15 protein-coding genes are annotated in these 17,047 nt (G+C 34.0%); all 15 read left to right on the top strand.

The window, feature by feature from the left end; genetic code table 11:
• Positions 1-130: 130 nt before the first annotated feature.
• Positions 131-1,039 (top strand): Shedu anti-phage system protein SduA domain-containing protein, encoded by a 909-nt coding sequence (locus ACH0BF_RS16780; protein ID WP_406909802.1) that lies wholly within the window; start codon positions 131-133, stop codon positions 1,037-1,039.
• A gap of 495 nt (positions 1,040-1,534) precedes the next feature.
• Entirely contained in the window at positions 1,535-3,346 is a 1,812-nt protein-coding gene (locus ACH0BF_RS16775) for an ABC transporter ATP-binding protein (RefSeq protein WP_406909800.1), read from the top strand.
• Between the two features lie 332 nt (positions 3,347-3,678).
• On the top strand, positions 3,679-3,822 hold the full coding sequence (locus ACH0BF_RS16770) for a hypothetical protein (RefSeq protein ID WP_406909798.1): 144 nt from the start codon (positions 3,679-3,681) through the stop codon (positions 3,820-3,822).
• Between the two features lie 207 nt (positions 3,823-4,029).
• On the top strand, positions 4,030-4,548 hold the full coding sequence (locus tag ACH0BF_RS16765) for a MauE/DoxX family redox-associated membrane protein (RefSeq protein WP_406909796.1): 519 nt from the start codon (positions 4,030-4,032) through the stop codon (positions 4,546-4,548).
• Entirely contained in the window at positions 4,541-5,083 is a 543-nt protein-coding gene (locus ACH0BF_RS16760) for a thioredoxin domain-containing protein (protein WP_406909795.1), read from the top strand. Before ACH0BF_RS16765 ends, ACH0BF_RS16760 begins: the two co-directional genes overlap by 8 nt.
• An 816-nt stretch (positions 5,084-5,899) precedes the next feature.
• Positions 5,900-6,517 (top strand): hypothetical protein, encoded by a 618-nt coding sequence (locus ACH0BF_RS16755; RefSeq protein WP_406909793.1) that lies wholly within the window; start codon positions 5,900-5,902, stop codon positions 6,515-6,517.
• A gap of 24 nt (positions 6,518-6,541) precedes the next feature.
• Positions 6,542-9,148: a dehydrogenase gene (locus ACH0BF_RS16750; protein WP_406909792.1), complete on the top strand. Its 2,607-nt coding sequence runs from the start codon at positions 6,542-6,544 to the stop codon at positions 9,146-9,148.
• 140 nt (positions 9,149-9,288) lie between these two features.
• Entirely contained in the window at positions 9,289-9,768 is a 480-nt protein-coding gene (locus ACH0BF_RS16745; protein WP_406909791.1) for a hypothetical protein, read from the top strand.
• Positions 9,765-10,724 carry a Flp pilus assembly protein CpaB gene (cpaB, locus tag ACH0BF_RS16740; protein ID WP_406909790.1) on the top strand — a complete coding sequence of 320 codons (960 nt, stop codon included), beginning with the start codon at positions 9,765-9,767 and terminating at the stop codon, positions 10,722-10,724. The genes ACH0BF_RS16745 and cpaB overlap by 4 nt, the downstream gene beginning before the upstream one ends.
• A gap of 48 nt (positions 10,725-10,772) precedes the next feature.
• Positions 10,773-12,290, top strand: a complete 1,518-nt coding sequence (locus tag ACH0BF_RS16735) for a P-loop NTPase family protein (RefSeq protein ID WP_406909789.1) — start codon at positions 10,773-10,775, stop codon at positions 12,288-12,290.
• Between the two features lie 65 nt (positions 12,291-12,355).
• Positions 12,356-13,981, top strand: a complete 1,626-nt coding sequence (locus ACH0BF_RS16730) for a TadA family conjugal transfer-associated ATPase (RefSeq protein ID WP_406909788.1) — start codon at positions 12,356-12,358, stop codon at positions 13,979-13,981.
• Entirely contained in the window at positions 13,978-14,979 is a 1,002-nt protein-coding gene (locus tag ACH0BF_RS16725) for a type II secretion system F family protein (protein ID WP_406909787.1), read from the top strand. Before ACH0BF_RS16730 ends, ACH0BF_RS16725 begins: the two co-directional genes overlap by 4 nt.
• A gap of 695 nt (positions 14,980-15,674) precedes the next feature.
• Entirely contained in the window at positions 15,675-16,367 is a 693-nt protein-coding gene (locus ACH0BF_RS16720) for a hypothetical protein (protein ID WP_406909786.1), read from the top strand.
• Between the two features lie 77 nt (positions 16,368-16,444).
• A complete protein-coding gene (locus ACH0BF_RS16715) occupies positions 16,445-16,684 on the top strand; it encodes a hypothetical protein (protein WP_406909785.1) in 240 nt (79 codons plus the stop codon).
• A gap of 148 nt (positions 16,685-16,832) precedes the next feature.
• Positions 16,833-17,047, top strand: a 215-nt coding sequence (locus ACH0BF_RS16710; protein ID WP_406909784.1) for a hypothetical protein, incomplete at its 3' end; no start/stop codon positions are given.

The raw sequence follows: 17,047 nt of genomic DNA, 5'->3' as shown, positions 1-17,047 counted from the left end.
TCAGTTAGTCTTATTGAACTAACGAAGCAGGTTAGTTTAACAAGAACATTGTAAAACTTATAGTGAGAAAGGAGCAAGATAGTTTCAATTTATAGTAGTATGTTATTAAAATCATTAAAGGGGAATTTTCATGGATACTACGTTTATGCAAGGAGAAATAGTTATATGTGAAGTACCATACGAAGAAGGAGACAAACCTGTCAGAGTAAGACCGGCAGTAGTATTAGTAGACTCCGGTGACTTATGCCAAGATATCCAGCTTGTACCTATAACGTCCCGAATCAGGGACGTTGAAGATAGGCAAATATATACTGGGTTGCACGTTCCTTCGCAATTTGTGTATAAAAATACGATCACAGTTAAAAAGGCTCATATCCGTATTCGGAAAATTGGAAAACGCCTAACTGATAATGAGTTGTACTACTTTGCTCGAGAGTATTCATGGTACATGTTTCCTTTTTTAAGGCGAGATGTAATTTATAAACTTGGTGAAGCAATTAAAAGTTTTGAAGAACTATTAACTCACTCTGCTGATGAAGTTGAGGAGAACTTTCATAATTTTTTAATCAACAATCCAGTACTAATCGATCCATACGGAACTGTTCATAATAAACCAGTATTTAATTATCCAGCAGGAAAATCATCTTCTACAGGAAAAACAAAAGTCATCCCTGATTTTATTGTTTCTTATTCTGTGCAACACTATCGATTAATCGAGATTGAACGTCCTAACAAGGAATTAGTTACGAAAGAAGGACCTCAACGAGCTACCACAACTCAAGCAGTATATCAATTAACAGAATGGGAAGAATTTATAGAATCCCATCATGATATTGTCGAACCTGATTTTCCTGGTATTAATCGTTCCCCTAATCGATCTTACACACTTATAATTGGGCGAAGCGAAAAGCTCGGGAATTACTCGGACATCGATAAACTTAGAACACATTTGAAAAGAACTAATAATTGCGAAGTTTTGACGTATGATGACTTGCTGCAACGAGCAAAAGATCTAAAGTGTAATCTTGAAAAGATGTGAAGAACATAACAGGGAATGCGTCGTGTCGCTTTGTAATCATAAGTAGAGAAGATTGCCGATAAATCAATACCTTTATTTGTTGAAACCTATAACAATACTTAGAGTGAGGCTACTTTTAAGTAGCCTTTTTTATTATGCAACTAAAACCAACTAATATTATTCTTGTAAAGAGATGTACTTAAACTATCGAGTGCTTTTGTTATAGAAAGAACAAAAAATGATCAAACTTTTTTATGAAAGAATCATCCAATTTAACACAAGAAGAGCATGCTTTGATTAATCTTTTTTCAGAACATGCTCTTTTTTTAAGTTCGTTTATCAAGGTTAATAAGAGATTAGTAACAGAGGCGAACTATTTTAATATATTGACAAATTATACATTTTAAGTTTAATATTTCATTAACAGTAAATATTTCCTTTTTAATCATATATTTGGAATGTCGGAACCGACAATGGTAAAAACACTAACTAAAAATTTTTCTTTGAGGTTAAATTATGAATAACGTAAACTATTTTTATCAAGCGGCTCAATTTGTATGGAGAATAGATAAAGGATGGGTTATTAATTCCGTTTTTTTAAGAATAATAGGGGGAATTATCCCTATACTCGGTGTAGTGTTATTGGAAAAACTTGTTAAAAATGTACAACAACTACTCCTTAATGGAGGCCCAATACATAAGGAACTATACTTCATTTTAGCTTCACAAATTATAATCTTTAGTCTGCAGGCGGGTTTTGTTAATATTAACAATTTACTTGACGGAAAAATAGAGATAAAGCTGGAATACGAGATAAATAAACTAGTAAATACTAAAGCTGCCAATTCCCCTGCATATTATTATGATAATCCAGATTTCTATAATCATTTGGAAAGAACAAAATATTCGAGAAGTCAACAATTTTTAAATCCTCTTATTAATTTTTTAGACATCTTTCAAAATTTGATTACAGTTTCTTCTTTCACTATTTTATTGATAAATACACACTGGTTACTGGCAATAATATGCTTAGTTTCAGTGATGCCTGTCTACTTTATTGAAAGAAAATTCGGACTAAAACAATTTCTTCTTTTGAAATATCAAACTCCCATTTCCAGAGAATTTCAGTATTTAGATTCATTACTTTCAAACAGAGACTCAATACAAGAAATAAAAATTTTTAATGCTCAAGACTATATAATTAAAAAATCAGCAAGTCTTTTTTTAAAAAAATCAAAAGAGGAGTTAAATTATTTAAAAAAACGTGAAACAAGCTATTTCCTCTTAAAGTTTCTTAATAATTTTGCTTTAGTAATAGGCGTTCTTTTATTAATAACTATGGTGACTTCTAAAAAATTGGCCCTAAGTACTTTTATAGCAGTATTTCAGGCTATTAGAGAAACACAAACTATATTGCTTAATTTATCAAATAATTTTTCGACAATTCAAAGTCAAATGCACTTCTTAAAAGATCTTTTTGAACTATTGTATTTTGAAGATAAGACATATATAAAAGGAAATTCTAATACAGTTTCCTTTCCTGAATTTAAAGACCAAGGTATTAAGATAACTAATCTATCTTTTGTTTATCCCTATTCTAATAGAAAAGTATTATCTGATGTGTCACTGGATATTCATCCTGGTGAAACAATTGCTATAGTAGGGGAAAATGGTTCAGGAAAATCTACTTTGATAAAGTGTTTGATGGGACTATATCCTATAATGGATGGAGATATACTATTTGAAGGTATTTCGATTAAGACGATTGACGAATTAGAATTGTTAAAGAATATAACAGTGTTATTTCAAAATTTCACCAAGTACAATTTAACCTTAAAAGAAAATATTTTATTGAATGATTCTTTAAAAGAGAATGATATAGAAAAATTTCAAGATGTGATAAGGCTTTCTGGAGTTAAGGATTTTTATAAAAAATTGGAGGAGGGCGCAGAGACAAGGCTAGGCAAATTATTTTTAGATGGAGAGGAATTGTCTGGTGGTCAATGGCAAAAAGTTGCTATAGCGAGAGCTCTATTTAAAAAAGGAGAATTATTTATCCTTGATGAACCAACTGCTGCCTTAGATCCTAGATCGGAATACGATATATTTAAGAAATTTAAAATGATGACAGAGAATAAAACAACTATTTTTGTCACTCATCGAATGACAGCAACTAAGTTGGCTGATCAAATTGTAGTTATGAAAAATGGAAAGATAATAGAAAAAGGGAATCATAATGAACTTATGATGAAAAAGGGAGAGTATTATAAACTTTACAAAATGCAAAATAAACTGTTAGAGGAAAATTACTCATATCCTATTACGTAAACTAATTCAATAATAACAGCTGTGAATTAAAATTTTAACTTAACTGTTTCTTTGGATTATGATCTAACCAGCAATGTTTTTTGTCTTAAATTCAAAAATTTAATGTTCGTGTTATCCAAAAGAATTTATATTATTTGCTTTATAAAAAATGGTTTTTAAAAGTGGTTATATATAACTAACTCGAGAAATTTATTCGTGTAGCAACAAAAAGAAAGCGTTTCCAAGGTAGAAACGATAAATTTAATTGTAATTTAATTACATTTATGTATAATATTGACTATTATTATTCGATCTATTATAATAGAAGTATACTAAGAAAGGAGGCGGAAATTATGATTAATAAAATTGCTAGTTTCTTCTCAAAAGGTTCTTCAACATTAGCTATACCTTGTCAGGCAGACTGTCCTTGTGGACAAATGAAAATATGCTATCCTGATCCTGTTTACGGTAAACATTGTGTTTGTCAAAGTTATTAATTAATTTAAATTAAAATACTTGCGCATATTTTTCTAGCGCAAGTATTTATTTTTGTATATCAAAATAAAAAGGCAACAATATATAAATCTTAGAATGAATAATATGAAGTTGACTCATAAAATCCTTAGCATGGTAAAGAATTAGTTTTCTTTAATGAAAAGGAAGAAGGTTAACGTGGAAATCATTAATTACTAGAGGGGGATTGTATGCAACTATTAGCTACTTTTTTTCAAATTTTCTTAGCAATTATTTTTTTTACGTCAGGTGTAGAAAAGTTATTAAACTTTAAATCACATCTAAGAAATACAGCTATGTATAAAATAATCCCTCAACGAATTACCCCCTTCTTTTTAAAAATAGATATATTCTTTCAACTGTTAATATCGGTATTGTTACTCTTTGGATACTATCTAAAATTAGCTCTTTTATTATCTTTTTTATTTTTAGTGGTTTATACAGTTGCCATCATAGTTAATTTGCTAAGGGACAGAAAAATTAGTTGTAGTTGCGGTGGGATTTTAGGTAATCATGAAATATCTAGAAAATTGGTATTTAGAAACTTATTTTTCTTGGGCATAGTACCATTTTTATATTTACATGCTGAAAGATTGGAGTTAAATTTGATCAGCTTTATCCTGTTTGTAAATGCAATAAATATAAGCTTATTAATTTACATGTTCAATACTATTTCCAATTTTAAAAAAGGTGTGTGGGAGTATGAATAATTTCAATTTCTTTATTACAATGACAAGTATTATGAATACGGTTATTTTGATTGGTATTCTTTCGATCCTATTGAGTATTACTAGGCTTCTAAAGCAAGTTAAAAGTCCCCATAGTAATGATATTTATTCTATTGCTTATGAAGTAAAAAAAATAAGTCCATTTATTAAAGAATCAGTGACGACTAAAAAAAGAATTGTCATTGAAGAAAATAAAATTAATGATACCCTTATGATCTTCATTAGTCCAGATTGCCTTGCTTGTAAACAATTCCTTGAGGATGAAAAATATATTGAAAAGCTAAAGGGGAAAGTTGATCTTTTATTTATATCAGAGGCAGCTACTAAAGAAAAAATAGATTTCTATAAGGATATTCTAAGAAAAATGGAAATACCTTTAGTAGTTTCAGATGATTTATCGAAAAGTCTGAATATACCGGCTTTCCCTTTTGCTGTTTTAATAAACAACCAACTAGAGGTCATGGACTTTAGTGTTGCTACAGCTAAAAAGAACTTGAGTAAGATAGTTGCTGCATAGTACATTATTGAAGTGATTATGAATAATTATTTTAAAACGGACTTTTAATTGGAGGGGTATTTTATTTTGAGAAGATATCTTAGTTTTTCAATTACTTTAATTATTCTCTTGAGTATAAATTACTCTTTTCATTTCTTCTTTAATGTATCATTTATAGACTTTTCTTTTGTGACAGGGATAATAGGAATAGTGTTAATATATATATTTACTAGTTCAGGTGGACATATGAGTAGTAACCTTGAGATGAAAGTTCAATCACAAACTGGTATAAGGGTAGAGAAAGAAGGTAAATTAAAATTTAGTCCCTCTTTTGCTTTTTATGCAGCTATATTATATACACTTGTTTCTGCGATCGTAACGTTTTATTATTATAGAGATTATTTTACATGATTTCTGTAGAATCCTGTTCCAGAATCGAGTACGGTAATCGAATAATATTTATATTAAACAAGTTTATTTTTAGCCCCGTTCAAAAAAAAGAACGGGGCTATACGAGTTTGAGGTTTTAGGAGTAAATAACTTTATTGTCTTTTAGCAACCTATTCATTTAAAAACCAAATGTTTTACAAGTTTAATTGTTTTTAATGTTTATTAATGTTTATTAATGTTTATTAATGTTTATTGTTTATAGGCAGCATAAACCCTCATAACTTGGATTTGAGTCAATAATTTGGACACAAAAAATAGCTAGTCTAAAGAAAATTAATATTATGATATTAAAAATTTACTCTTCACAAAAATAAAGGAAACCATCATCATATCTGAAAATGGAGTAAACAAACTTCGTTTAACAACTAGAAAGGATGTGTAGGCAGATTGGCTCGGTCTGGATTAAAACGTGATCGTCGCCGAATGGCTATAAGAAATGGCATCATTACATTCTTATCAGCTATTCTGCTATTTGCGATTGTTCTAACCTTAACAGCAAATTCTTCAAACTCTCCTAAAGATCAGAAGCAAACGACTAACCGAACAACCATCGATTCAGGAAAGGAGGAAACGGTTTATAGTCAGGAAGAGTATGAAAAAATTATTGAAGATTGGAAAGAACAAAGCGCTCAAACGGATAATCAGTATACAATGCAGCCATCAGATGACGACGAAGTTACAGAAGATGATTTAAGGAGTAACGATTCGTCAAATCCAAAAGAGAATAATTCCGACACTCATGAATCAAGTTCAGAAAATGTAGAGAGTGAGACTGGTTCTGAAAAAGATAAAAAGCCGGTATCACCAAATAAACCAAATGAAAAACCGAACTTAAGTAAACCAGATAATAAAAAACCGGCTACCTATGATGATTCTAATGCGGATTCTAGAAATAAAGATCAAAAATGGTTCAAAGATTTAAGAGATGACATAGACGAACACATTGAAGATTCAGAGATTAACATTGAAGAACCTGAGTATTCTTCTGAATTTGATAAAAAATAAGGAAGAAGGTGAGGAAACGAGAGAATGAAGAAAAGAATAAAAAAATGGTTGGTCTGCCTACTGGTGTTTTTTCTATTAACTGATGTTATTTTCTTTAATAATCAACAGACGGTTTCAGCAGCAGTAGGAGAAGATTTTTCAGTTTATGGGAAAGATACGGCTCGAACTAGGCATGTAAAAGATTCTACACTAGTGCCGCCTGTTGAGTTGAAAGGAGTATTCAGTCTTGGATGGTCTGTATCTCAAACAATTGCTGTAGGAGACTTTTTTTATGTAGTTGCGGCTGTTCCAAATAAGACTAATTTGTTTAATTTGGATGCTGGCACATATATGTATAAAATTCCAGTTGATTTTAATTTCTTTAAAGGAGATACGCCCCGTTCAGAGATAGTACAAATGTTAATTGAAAAAGGGGCAAAGGTTGTTCAGCTGGGGGACTATGCACGTAATTATTCGCACCCTACATATGCATCCTCTACTGATCGTTTTTATGTTGGTATAGCAGATCCTAAAGGGGGAGGGAAAGTAATTGCGTTAGATGGGAATCTCAACTTCAAGCGTGCATTTCCTATACCAACTGGAGAAAATATTGTGGGACCACCAACTTTATTGCAGGATGACTTAGTGGCCATTGGTGCTCAAGATGGGAAAGTATATGTGATAAATGGCTTGGCAGCAAGCTCAGGTGGATATGAAATGGCATCCTTTGTAGCTTCTAGTGCATATAATGCTGAAGTTTCAGGAGCTTTAAGCAGGGTATCCCCAACAGATTTAGTTTTTGGATACAATATCAGAAGTAGTGGCAATGCGGCTGCAATTTATCGTATTTCAGCTTTTCTAGATGCAAATAATAAATTAAAAATCCAACAAAGATGGCGTAAACAAACAGCCACGGGAATCCCGACAAACGTGATATATGATGTGCCTAATGGTCGTTTATATGCAACTTCTAAATATGGTCATGTTTACAAGTTAGACATGAACGGTAATATTCTTAGCCAAAAACAAATAGATAACGTTACACTCATTAACAACTCATTAGCTATGGATGAACAAAACATTTATATCCCCGTACGACGACCTGGGAAAGTAGTAGCCTATCGTAAATCAGATATGGCTAATCTATTTGTAGCTCAGCAAGGACGAGATCGAGGAGGAAACAAAGTTGATAGCGATATATCAACAGGTAATGATGTTTCTAATAACGTTATGATTTGGGAAGAGAATGGGAATAAACGAATTTTTTACGGTGACACAGAAGGACAGGTTACGTTTTTAACGGCGTCCGGTTCTCGTGCTCCTGTGGCAGTCGATCATAACAACCCTGATAAGCTTCGTTCTAGTGTTAGAGGTCCGAGTAGTACCGGATCTGGTTCGTGGATGGTACAAGGTACCGGAGTAGCCACAGAATCAATGATTGCTAAACAACATTTAGCTTTTGGTATTAATGAAGGAGATGCAACCGGAAAAGGTGGTTGGCTCTGGGTTTACTCAATTGGATTGGGTGAGGATGTGTATGTTAAGAGTGTTGAAGGTGGAACCTATCAACCTGGGGAGCAAATTCTTACTCCTGTAGTAGTTGGGAGCAAAGAGCCAACAACGAAACCTATTAATGCTATTGTACGATTGTATCGAGACAATACGCTAATAGATCAAAAAACAGTTAATATTAAACCGGACGAAGAACGAACTGTCATTTTTAATTGGTCTTCTAATACTCCAGCCACTGGAACATTAAAAGCAACCATTAATATTCCACAACAGTTTCCAGAAGTAGACTTTACCAATAATACAAAAACCGCCCCATATAAGATTATTGGAGATCCCCCACCTACAAATGCTTGTAAACCGGGAGATAATAAATTGAGTGGTGTATCTAAGATAGAAGTCATTTGTGATGAGTATGGTTGCTCAACTATTTATTATTATGAGTTTTTAAAAGAGAAAAGTTCACCAGCTTTTCCATCTAAAGTACGTGCGGGTTACGGTTTTTCCTTTGACAGCTATGCAATGTATATAGATGAGTATGGACAGTATAGAGGCCCTAAAAAGGGCAATGTAGTATTCGAAGGTTTGCCAAATAACTTCATTGAAAATAATCAAAAATTGGAGAAAACAAACCAAGATGTTCAATGGAACCCCTATACAGAAACTTCAACATGGCAGCTGCCAAAAGTCTTTGTAGAAAAGTACTCGGGCAATCTGTTCTATGATTCATCAGATTCTCGCAGAGATACAAAAGATACTTTGTTGGACGGTGGCCGAAAGTGGTATACAAATTTCAAGGAAAAAGACGGAACTTACTATTTCACAGTCAAAATAAGTGAAGCTGGAAAGAATAATCTTTCTACTTGTAATACGTATCCATTTACAGTGAAAGGTACGCCATTTGATGATTTTGTTCGTCGTGATGTATATCCAACTCAACCGTTTCTTGATGAAAAGGGACCAGGATTTAACTGGAAGGGAAAAGAGTCGGATATTACAGAGCTAGTTCCTTTCTATCAAACCCATGAAAATGAGTATGAAGATAAGGTGGATTTAGATAGTGGTCGAATTAAAGAACTGAAGAAAGAGCCAAGCGATAAGTACTCTAAAAAATCTGCAGATGAATTTAAGAAGCAGCAATGATGAAAAGGGAGAAGAAATTTTTCTCCCTTTTTTGTTGTTATTAAAAAAAAGGTCTAGAAATAAACGGAATTCTTATCACAATATCTGTGAAAGCCCAAAAAACCATCCTTTGGTATAAAAACAAGAAAGGAGTTTGAGAAATGGATAGTATTATCAGGGTTGGTTTAGGTTCTATTATCTTTTTCTGGTGTTTGTTCTATGTAACAGACATTTCACAGATAAGAATAATGGATGATGATAATCGAGATTCACTCGACGTTGCTTCTCGAACTGCAATTTCTCAAAGTGTCAATCGTGGAACGCTTCGTGTAGAAGAGCGCATTACAATTGATCCAGATGTTGCAGAAGAGGCGCTGGTTCGCTCATATGCAAATAATATTAGCTTTGATGGAAAAATGGGAGACAGAGGACTGTATATCAAAAAAATTCAAGCCGATCCAGCTTTGATAGCGGTAGAGGCAAGAAGTGAAACAGAAAGTTACTATAAGCACTACCTTAACAATCGGAATAAAGATAATTTTCCTAACGATACAAAAATCGATGTAGGTGAGAAAAACATTGTTATTTATGAAGCGAAAAGTATTGAAACACCACCAAAAGGAGGAGTAGTAGAAGAATGAATAGTTTTTTCACAAGAAAAATTTTAGCTTTAGTATTAGCAATCGCAGCTGTACTAGCTGTGTATGTTTACACACAAATATCTATCAAAAGCCAAATTAAACCAACTAGGGTTGTTGTAGCCAAACAGGATATTCCAGCGGATACTAAAATAACAAAAGACATGGTGACTTACATTAACATGCCGGGAGATGCGGTACCAAAAAAAGAAAAGGTTGTTCAAGACGGGAAAAAGGTAGTCGGTTATTATACTGCTCCAGGCTATGGCATTTCTAAAAGTTCAATGGTCTTCGAATCTAAAATCATAGAGCCTAAAAAACGTGGCGATGTAGGAATTCAAGGATTAAAGCCAGATGAACAAACATTCAGTTTCCAAGTCGATGTGCCAACTACTCATGGCAATGCAATCCTACCTGGCCATACTGTAGATCTTTATACAGCGTTTATGTACAACGACAAAGATGAAAAGAAGCCATTCTTTGGGCGAATCGCAAAACAAATTAAGGTATTAACTGTCCGTGATCCTCAAGGATCAGATATATATTCAGACGATGACTTCACTAGACCGGCAGAAGGAGAAGAAGAAAAACAGAGCAAACGAAAGTTAAGACCTGCAGTTATGACAGTAGCCGTGGATATTGATACACTTCAATTTCTTTCGGAAGCCAAAATGATTGGTACTATTGTCCCCATTGCATCAGGATTAACAAAACCAGATGAATCAGTACAAAAAGCAATACAAAAAGGGGATTTGAGCCTAGATGAATTAACAACAGGCGCGAATATCCATGATGTTCCGGTAACTCGCGGTTTGGTTAGCAAAATTTCTTTAAATCCAAAAGGAATTGTAAAAGAGGTTGCTGAAAATGCTGAATCAAATGATTCTGTAGATCTTGAATCAATTAAGAAGGAATATGAAGAAGAGTTAAAAGAAAAAACTGAAAAACAAAAAGGTTAATAAGAGAAAAGTTGAGATTGAAAGGAAGGTGACAGCGGCTTTGCACCAGTGAAAAAAGTACAAAGCCGCCTTAAAATGAAAGTAATATTAGCGACAGGTAATCCAAAAATTAATAGCTCCTTAATGAAACATCTAGATTGTGTAACTAAAGTTGAATATTTAGAACAGTTATTAGAGGTAGAAGCTTTTCAAGAAGGCGTAAATGTAGTTATTCTATCTGCTTATATCCCTTCAACTTATCAAGGACAGAGAGAAGAGAAAAAAGAGTCCTTCATAGAAGTTATAAACTTCCTTATTGAAAACAATGTTAGGATCATTTACTTAGCAGATCTCACTTCTTCAGAAGAAGCGCTGAATTACCTATTCAATTGTCACGTTTATGATTATGTCATTTCAATGGACGGAAATATGCATCTCAAAGAAATTATGGAATTAGTAAATGCTCCGACTGGTCGTGAGACTGCTAGTCAAAAATTAAAGGAATTTAAAAAGGTTAAAGCAGGTCAGGCAATAGAAGGATCGCGTTTTAATAATACAGTACCAAGTGCAATGAAGCCGAGAGGACGTGGAGCAGGTCTTTCTAATGGCCCGATGCCACTAACATCAAAGGCACCTGCATTTGGTAAAAAGAGTCCGAATCAGCTGAAAACTCAATCAGCTAATGTAAAAAAAGATCAGACAATATTCAGCGAGAATAAGCAGTCTGTTTTTCCAGGAAAGAGAACCCGTGTGGAAGAACAAAAAGTACAGGCACAAGTAAAAGGGACAGAGAAAGTCTTTGCTTTTTGGGGACAGACACAGAACGTTGGTAAACGTACATTATCTCAATCGTTTGCCCATCAATTAGCTGAAATGAACTATAAAGTGCTCTATGTTGAATTAGACTATTTATCGCCAGCATTTGCAACAACAACGGGATTATCATCAAGTGTAAAGAATTTTTATCAGCTTTGTTTGTCACAAGATAACTTTGAACTTGAAAACTACATTGCTAGTAAACTTGATGCAGAAATGCGCGGTCGGGGTTTTCAAAAGGTGCTCGATCATATTTCAGGAAACCTGCATTTTTTAACATTACCAATCAATTTTAAAACGGATTTATTTCCGGCTGTTACTGATAGGTTTTTACCATTATTCATGGAAACTCTAAAATCATTAGAATATGATGCAATCATTTTGAATTTACCTAATCAGTTAGAAAACGTGTTTACGTTTCCGGTCATGTTGGAAGTGGACGTTATCTTTAATGTATTGACTGATAGTATTGTTAGGATTAACGAATATAGGGAACTGAAAAGCTTCTTGAAAGTTACTTCACTAGAAATGGAAAGATGGAATACTATTTTTAACTTTGTAGGCGAAGGGGTTTCTAAAGAAGCGTTAGATAACTTAATTAGTGAAACAAGTGCAACAGCAGTTCCTATGGATCCGCACCGTTCATTATATGAAATGGATTTACAGTTTGGGTCGCCTGTTATTAACGAGTATATGAGGGAATTAGCTTCAGATTATGGATTTGAAGGACACAGAGAGAACAGTAAAAAGAAGAAATTCGGTTTGTTTTAAACCGATGACCCTAACATTCTTTACGAAATGAATTAACAGAACAAATGGAAGTGAGGCGTATAAATATGCTTGCCTATAAACCAAACAATAATCAATCAAATACAATTGACATTTTCACTGCACCAAAGGAAGAAGTTCAAAATGAATCAAAACTAGCAGACATTTTTACTGTTCCAAAGGGAGATGCTCAAATAGAATCCTCATTAGAAGAATTTGAATTGGTCGCTTTGTCGAAAGAAGAGCATCAACAATCCCAAAATAAAGAGTCTCTTGATGATTCTGAGGCTCATAAAAATACTGTTGATATTAGCTATATTTCTTATGCTAAAAGGGCTACTCAGGATAAAAGCATAACTGCTGCTCCAGAAAAAAGGACATCAATCCCAAGAAATGAACTTGAAAAAGTACGAAGCTATCTAATTTCCGAACATCAGAAAGTACTCTTAGAAGCATTTCTCAATCCAAAAGTCAGAAACCAGTTGATGGGAATTGTCACTAGATTTATTACAGAAGAAAATATTCTTATTAAGGGAATGACCGGAGAAGAAGCTACTCGCCGAATTGTAGATGCAGTTGCAGGAATGGGCATTATACAGCCTCTCGTTGAAGATGTTGATATTACCGAAATTATGATTAATGGAAAAGATGAAATCATTATTGAGCGCTTTGGTCGAGAAGAAAAAACAGATCTAAAATTTGATTCTGAGGAAGATCTTAAAGAGATTGCATCAAAAATTGTTAATGCAAGTGGCCAGACTTTAACAGCAGCAAAGCCATATGCGGATTGTCGCTTTCCATCTATGCGTATTAATATCACAGATCACCACATTTCAGGTCTTGGTATTGTTATTACCATTCGTAAGTTTGCACCAGTTCTTCGTATTAATAGAACTACGATGTTAGAAACAAAACAAGCCAGTGAGTCAATGGTGAATGCAATGGAAGGCTTTGTGAGAGGAAAGATGAGAATTCTTATTGTTGGACCAACGGGTAGTGGTAAAACCGAATTACTTAAATGGCTTGTTGGCTCCATTCCAGATAAAGATCGTACCATCACTCTAGAGGATACGGCAGAAATGTATTTACGAAACATTTATCCTCAAAAGCATATTGTACCAATGGAATGTCGATTTACTGATGAAGAAGATACAACAATAGACTTTGAGGTTCTTTTGAAAAATGCTCTTCGACAAAATCCAAACAGAATTATAGTGGGGGAAAGTAGGGGGCCAGAGGCCTTACTTATGTTAGAAATTCTTAACACAGGGCATCCAGGTATGACTACTATTCATGCTAATAATGCTCGGGATTCGGTTAATCGTTTAATCATGATGTGTCTCCGGGCAGGGGTAAAACTTGATCGTGAAATCATTGGAAAGTGGGTAACCAGTGTATTCGACATTGTTATTTTCCAACAGAAATATGACGATGGAGTACGTCGTATTACAGAAATGATCGAAATGGTAGACTTTAAAGATGATGAGCTCGTTTACAACCCGCTTTTTACTTTTGAAGAGAAAAACATTCAATACAATAAAAATGGGGAAGTAATTCAAATAGATGGCCATCACGAACAAAATGGCTATCTATCTTTCGATATTGCTCGCAGAATGCTAAAAGCAGGAATTGAGAAAGAAAAAATCATGCCATTAATCCAAGAGACTCATCAGAAGGAGTTGAATTTAGTATGAGTGGTGGATTCTTTTTCCTTGCTCCTATTCTTTTGGCAGTAGCAGCAATCAGTTTGTTTTTGCTTCTCTCCTGGCTATTTGATAAGAGGCCTCAGCGCTATAAGGCACATATGCTTTTTAAAGAAGTGGATCAGAGTGTTCAAAGAGGAAAAAAGAAGGAAAAACAGGATAAAACTCAATATGAGGACAATAACAGTATCTTTGATCTCTTATTAATGAATTTTAAGCCGCTGAGAAAATTTTCACCGGCATTAATCATTCATGACGCTCGTAAGCATGAGTGGGATCTGACAGTAGGACAATACTATCTTATCTATTTTATGGCTAGTTCATCCTTTTCACTTCTCCTATATATCTATTTAAATAAGAACATGTTAGGGCTAATTGGTTTTGTTGTAGGTATCTTTGTTCCACGAATTATACTCTATTACAAAAAGAAGCGGTATGCACATTTGTTAAATGACCGAATCGCTGTGTACATGAAAACTATGGCAAATAGTATGTCGGTACTTGGTAATGTAGTAGATGCTTTAAATGAGACTATTAAGCTTGTTCATCCTTCTTTAAAACCGGATCTCTTACGAGTGGTCTCTTTATTGCAATCTGGTAAAACGGTCACATATTCTTATGAAGAGATGTGCAAGAAATATGATTTTAATGACTTTGTTTTCTTTCATGAAATGCTTGAGGTAGCTCATGATAGCGGTGGAGAGTATATGGACATCCTAATGAAAATTGCAGAAGACTTTGAACAAAGAAAATTGCTGCAGGCAAAGTTAGATACGTCGATGTCCCAAGCTAAAAAAGCATATATTTATAACTCCATTATTTTTGCTGGATTACCTTTCATTTTTTATTTTTTCCAGCGAGGCGCATATAACATGCTCATGGAAACAATTGCGGGGCCTATAGTTATAATTATGTTTGCTTGTATATTACTAGGTGTTTATTACAAAGTTGAAACTTTAACACGCATGGAAAGCTTTAAAAATCAGTGAGTATAAACAAAAAGCTGACTTCTCATTAGAAGCAGCTTTTTTATTTTTTCTAATTACACGAAAAAGCTTAAAAAATTTTTAAAAAGCTCTTCGAATGATAAGAAAACCATTCATGATTACCTATGAAAGAAAATAGTTTCAAAAGGTATTTCTTTCCTAATTAATAATCAACTTTTTCACTGGTGGTTAATAGAAGGGCTTCAAAAAAAATTAAACTTTTTTAAAAAAAGCTCTTCGAAAGAAACGAACCCCCGATCATGATTACTTATGAACATGTAAAAACCAAGGTTATATAGTAAGTAAACATTGGTTCATACTTCAGCATCCACAACTGTTGATTGAGTGTTTAAAAAGGAAAGGTAGTGCCTTGAAAACAACCTGTGTCTCGTAATCAATTTAATGAGTAACGACAACCATGCGAGATTGACAGACTGCTAAAAGGCTTAAACGGTATCTTCTACTATAACCTTAGGTTATTTCGAGGGAGGTACTTTTATAAGAGAGAGGAGGGAAAGTCTATCGGTGTTCCATTACTGTTCTTTGTTCTTATGGGAGCTTTAATCTTTTGGGCGATATTGGTGCTACAGGAGAAGCGATCAGAAAAGACATATAACTACTCTAAATTTATATATGCATCTCAACAAGAGGAATTTGAAAAAACGAAAAAGCCACAGATTCATTTAACAGAGCGGATTATGAAAGTAATTAAGGTTTCGCCAGAAAAAGAAAAAGAAATTGAGAGTAAGCTAATTAATTCAAATTCAAAGCTTACTTTAAAAGATTTCTATTCTCAAAAGTTACTATATCCGCTAGTATTGGTTTCCTTATTCTTGCTGCTTGCATTATTCAGAGAACAGAAAATATTCTTTGCACTTGCTTTAGTTTCCAGTTTATTGTACTTCATGCCAAACTACCTGTTGAACCAACGGGTGGAAGCGGCTAAGCGTATGAGAAGGATAGAACTGCCTTCTTATCTAACACCCCTGGGATTGTTGATGATTACCTATACACCTTATCAGGCAGTTAAGAAGTCAATCAACTATGCAGGACCTTTTCTTAGACCACATGTTCAACAAATGATTAGTGAGATGGAGATGTATCCAGGATCTTCAAAGCCGTATCAGAACTTTTCAAAAAACCTTGGGATCAGCGAGGCAAGCACCTTTATTGCCGCTCTTCAACAGGCTTTTGAAACAGATCAATCCAAAAGCCGCGATATCATCAACTCACAAATCAACTTTATGAGACAAATGAGGACTCAAAATTATCTTTCCTTGATTGAGCTACAACCTATGAAGCTAACCAAATACAACATGATCCCAGTTGTAGCTATTGTAGCAGTCGTTTTCACGATTGTTGGGACTGTAATGCTTACCTCTTTTGGATAAGATATAGGAATTTCACTTCCTATTTTTTATATAACTTACTTTTAATTAAAAATCAAAATTTAGGAGGAATCAACAATATGCCAGCTATTCAACGTGCAAAAGCATGGGTCAAATCTGAAACATCACAGTTATCAAATGAAAACGGTATGTTTATCATCCTGTTAATCATCCTGGTGATCGGGGTGGGAGCATTGTTATCCGGAGCATTAAAAGGCGGCTTCCAGAACATGATGGAAACATTTGAAGGATCATCCCTGACAGACACTAGTTCTGTAACAGATCCAATCGGCAAAACAGATCAATCTTGGGATTACTAATCCGGCAGCGGTTTTAGAACCACAGTGAATAAGGGAAGCATTGCTTCCCTATAAAGATACTCGCTGGATTTGTCTATAAAATGAAAAGTCACTTAAGCCAATGGAAACACATTCAAAATACCAATAAATTTTAGGAGGAATCAGCAATATGCCAGCTATTCAACGTGCAAAAGCATGGGTCAAATCTGAAACATCACAATTATCAAATGAAAACGGTATGTTCATCATCCTGTTAATCATCCTGGTGATCGGGGTGGGAGCATTGTTATCCGGAGCATTAAAAGGTGGCTTCCAGAACATGATGGAAACATTTGAAGGATCATCCCTGACAGACACTAGTTCTGTAACAGATCCAATCGGCAA

Source organism: Pseudobacillus sp. 179-B 2D1 NHS, from assembly GCF_045370945.1.
Classification (GTDB): domain Bacteria; phylum Bacillota; class Bacilli; order Bacillales; family Domibacillaceae; genus Pseudobacillus.
Note: the sequence above shows the minus strand (reverse complement) of the source record. Positions and strands in the feature narration are given on the sequence as shown.

What these genes read in the sequence shown, in the direction of transcription:
- ACH0BF_RS16750 (WP_406909792.1), top strand. Translation starts at nt 6,542, where the DNA reads ATGAAGAAAAGAATAAAAAAATGGTTGGTCTGCCTACTGGTGTTTTTT.
- ACH0BF_RS16745 (WP_406909791.1), top strand. Translation starts at nt 9,289, where the DNA reads ATGGATAGTATTATCAGGGTTGGTTTAGGTTCTATTATCTTTTTCTGG.
- ACH0BF_RS16770 (WP_406909798.1), top strand. Translation starts at nt 3,679, where the DNA reads ATGATTAATAAAATTGCTAGTTTCTTCTCAAAAGGTTCTTCAACATTA.
- ACH0BF_RS16765 (WP_406909796.1), top strand. Translation starts at nt 4,030, where the DNA reads ATGCAACTATTAGCTACTTTTTTTCAAATTTTCTTAGCAATTATTTTT.
- ACH0BF_RS16715 (WP_406909785.1), top strand. Translation starts at nt 16,445, where the DNA reads ATGCCAGCTATTCAACGTGCAAAAGCATGGGTCAAATCTGAAACATCA.
- ACH0BF_RS16780 (WP_406909802.1), top strand. Translation starts at nt 131, where the DNA reads ATGGATACTACGTTTATGCAAGGAGAAATAGTTATATGTGAAGTACCA.
- ACH0BF_RS16720 (WP_406909786.1), top strand. Translation starts at nt 15,675, where the DNA reads ATGAAAGTAATTAAGGTTTCGCCAGAAAAAGAAAAAGAAATTGAGAGT.
- cpaB (WP_406909790.1), top strand. Translation starts at nt 9,765, where the DNA reads ATGAATAGTTTTTTCACAAGAAAAATTTTAGCTTTAGTATTAGCAATC.
- ACH0BF_RS16725 (WP_406909787.1), top strand. Translation starts at nt 13,978, where the DNA reads ATGAGTGGTGGATTCTTTTTCCTTGCTCCTATTCTTTTGGCAGTAGCA.
- ACH0BF_RS16760 (WP_406909795.1), top strand. Translation starts at nt 4,541, where the DNA reads ATGAATAATTTCAATTTCTTTATTACAATGACAAGTATTATGAATACG.
- ACH0BF_RS16730 (WP_406909788.1), top strand. Translation starts at nt 12,356, where the DNA reads ATGCTTGCCTATAAACCAAACAATAATCAATCAAATACAATTGACATT.
- ACH0BF_RS16775 (WP_406909800.1), top strand. Translation starts at nt 1,535, where the DNA reads ATGAATAACGTAAACTATTTTTATCAAGCGGCTCAATTTGTATGGAGA.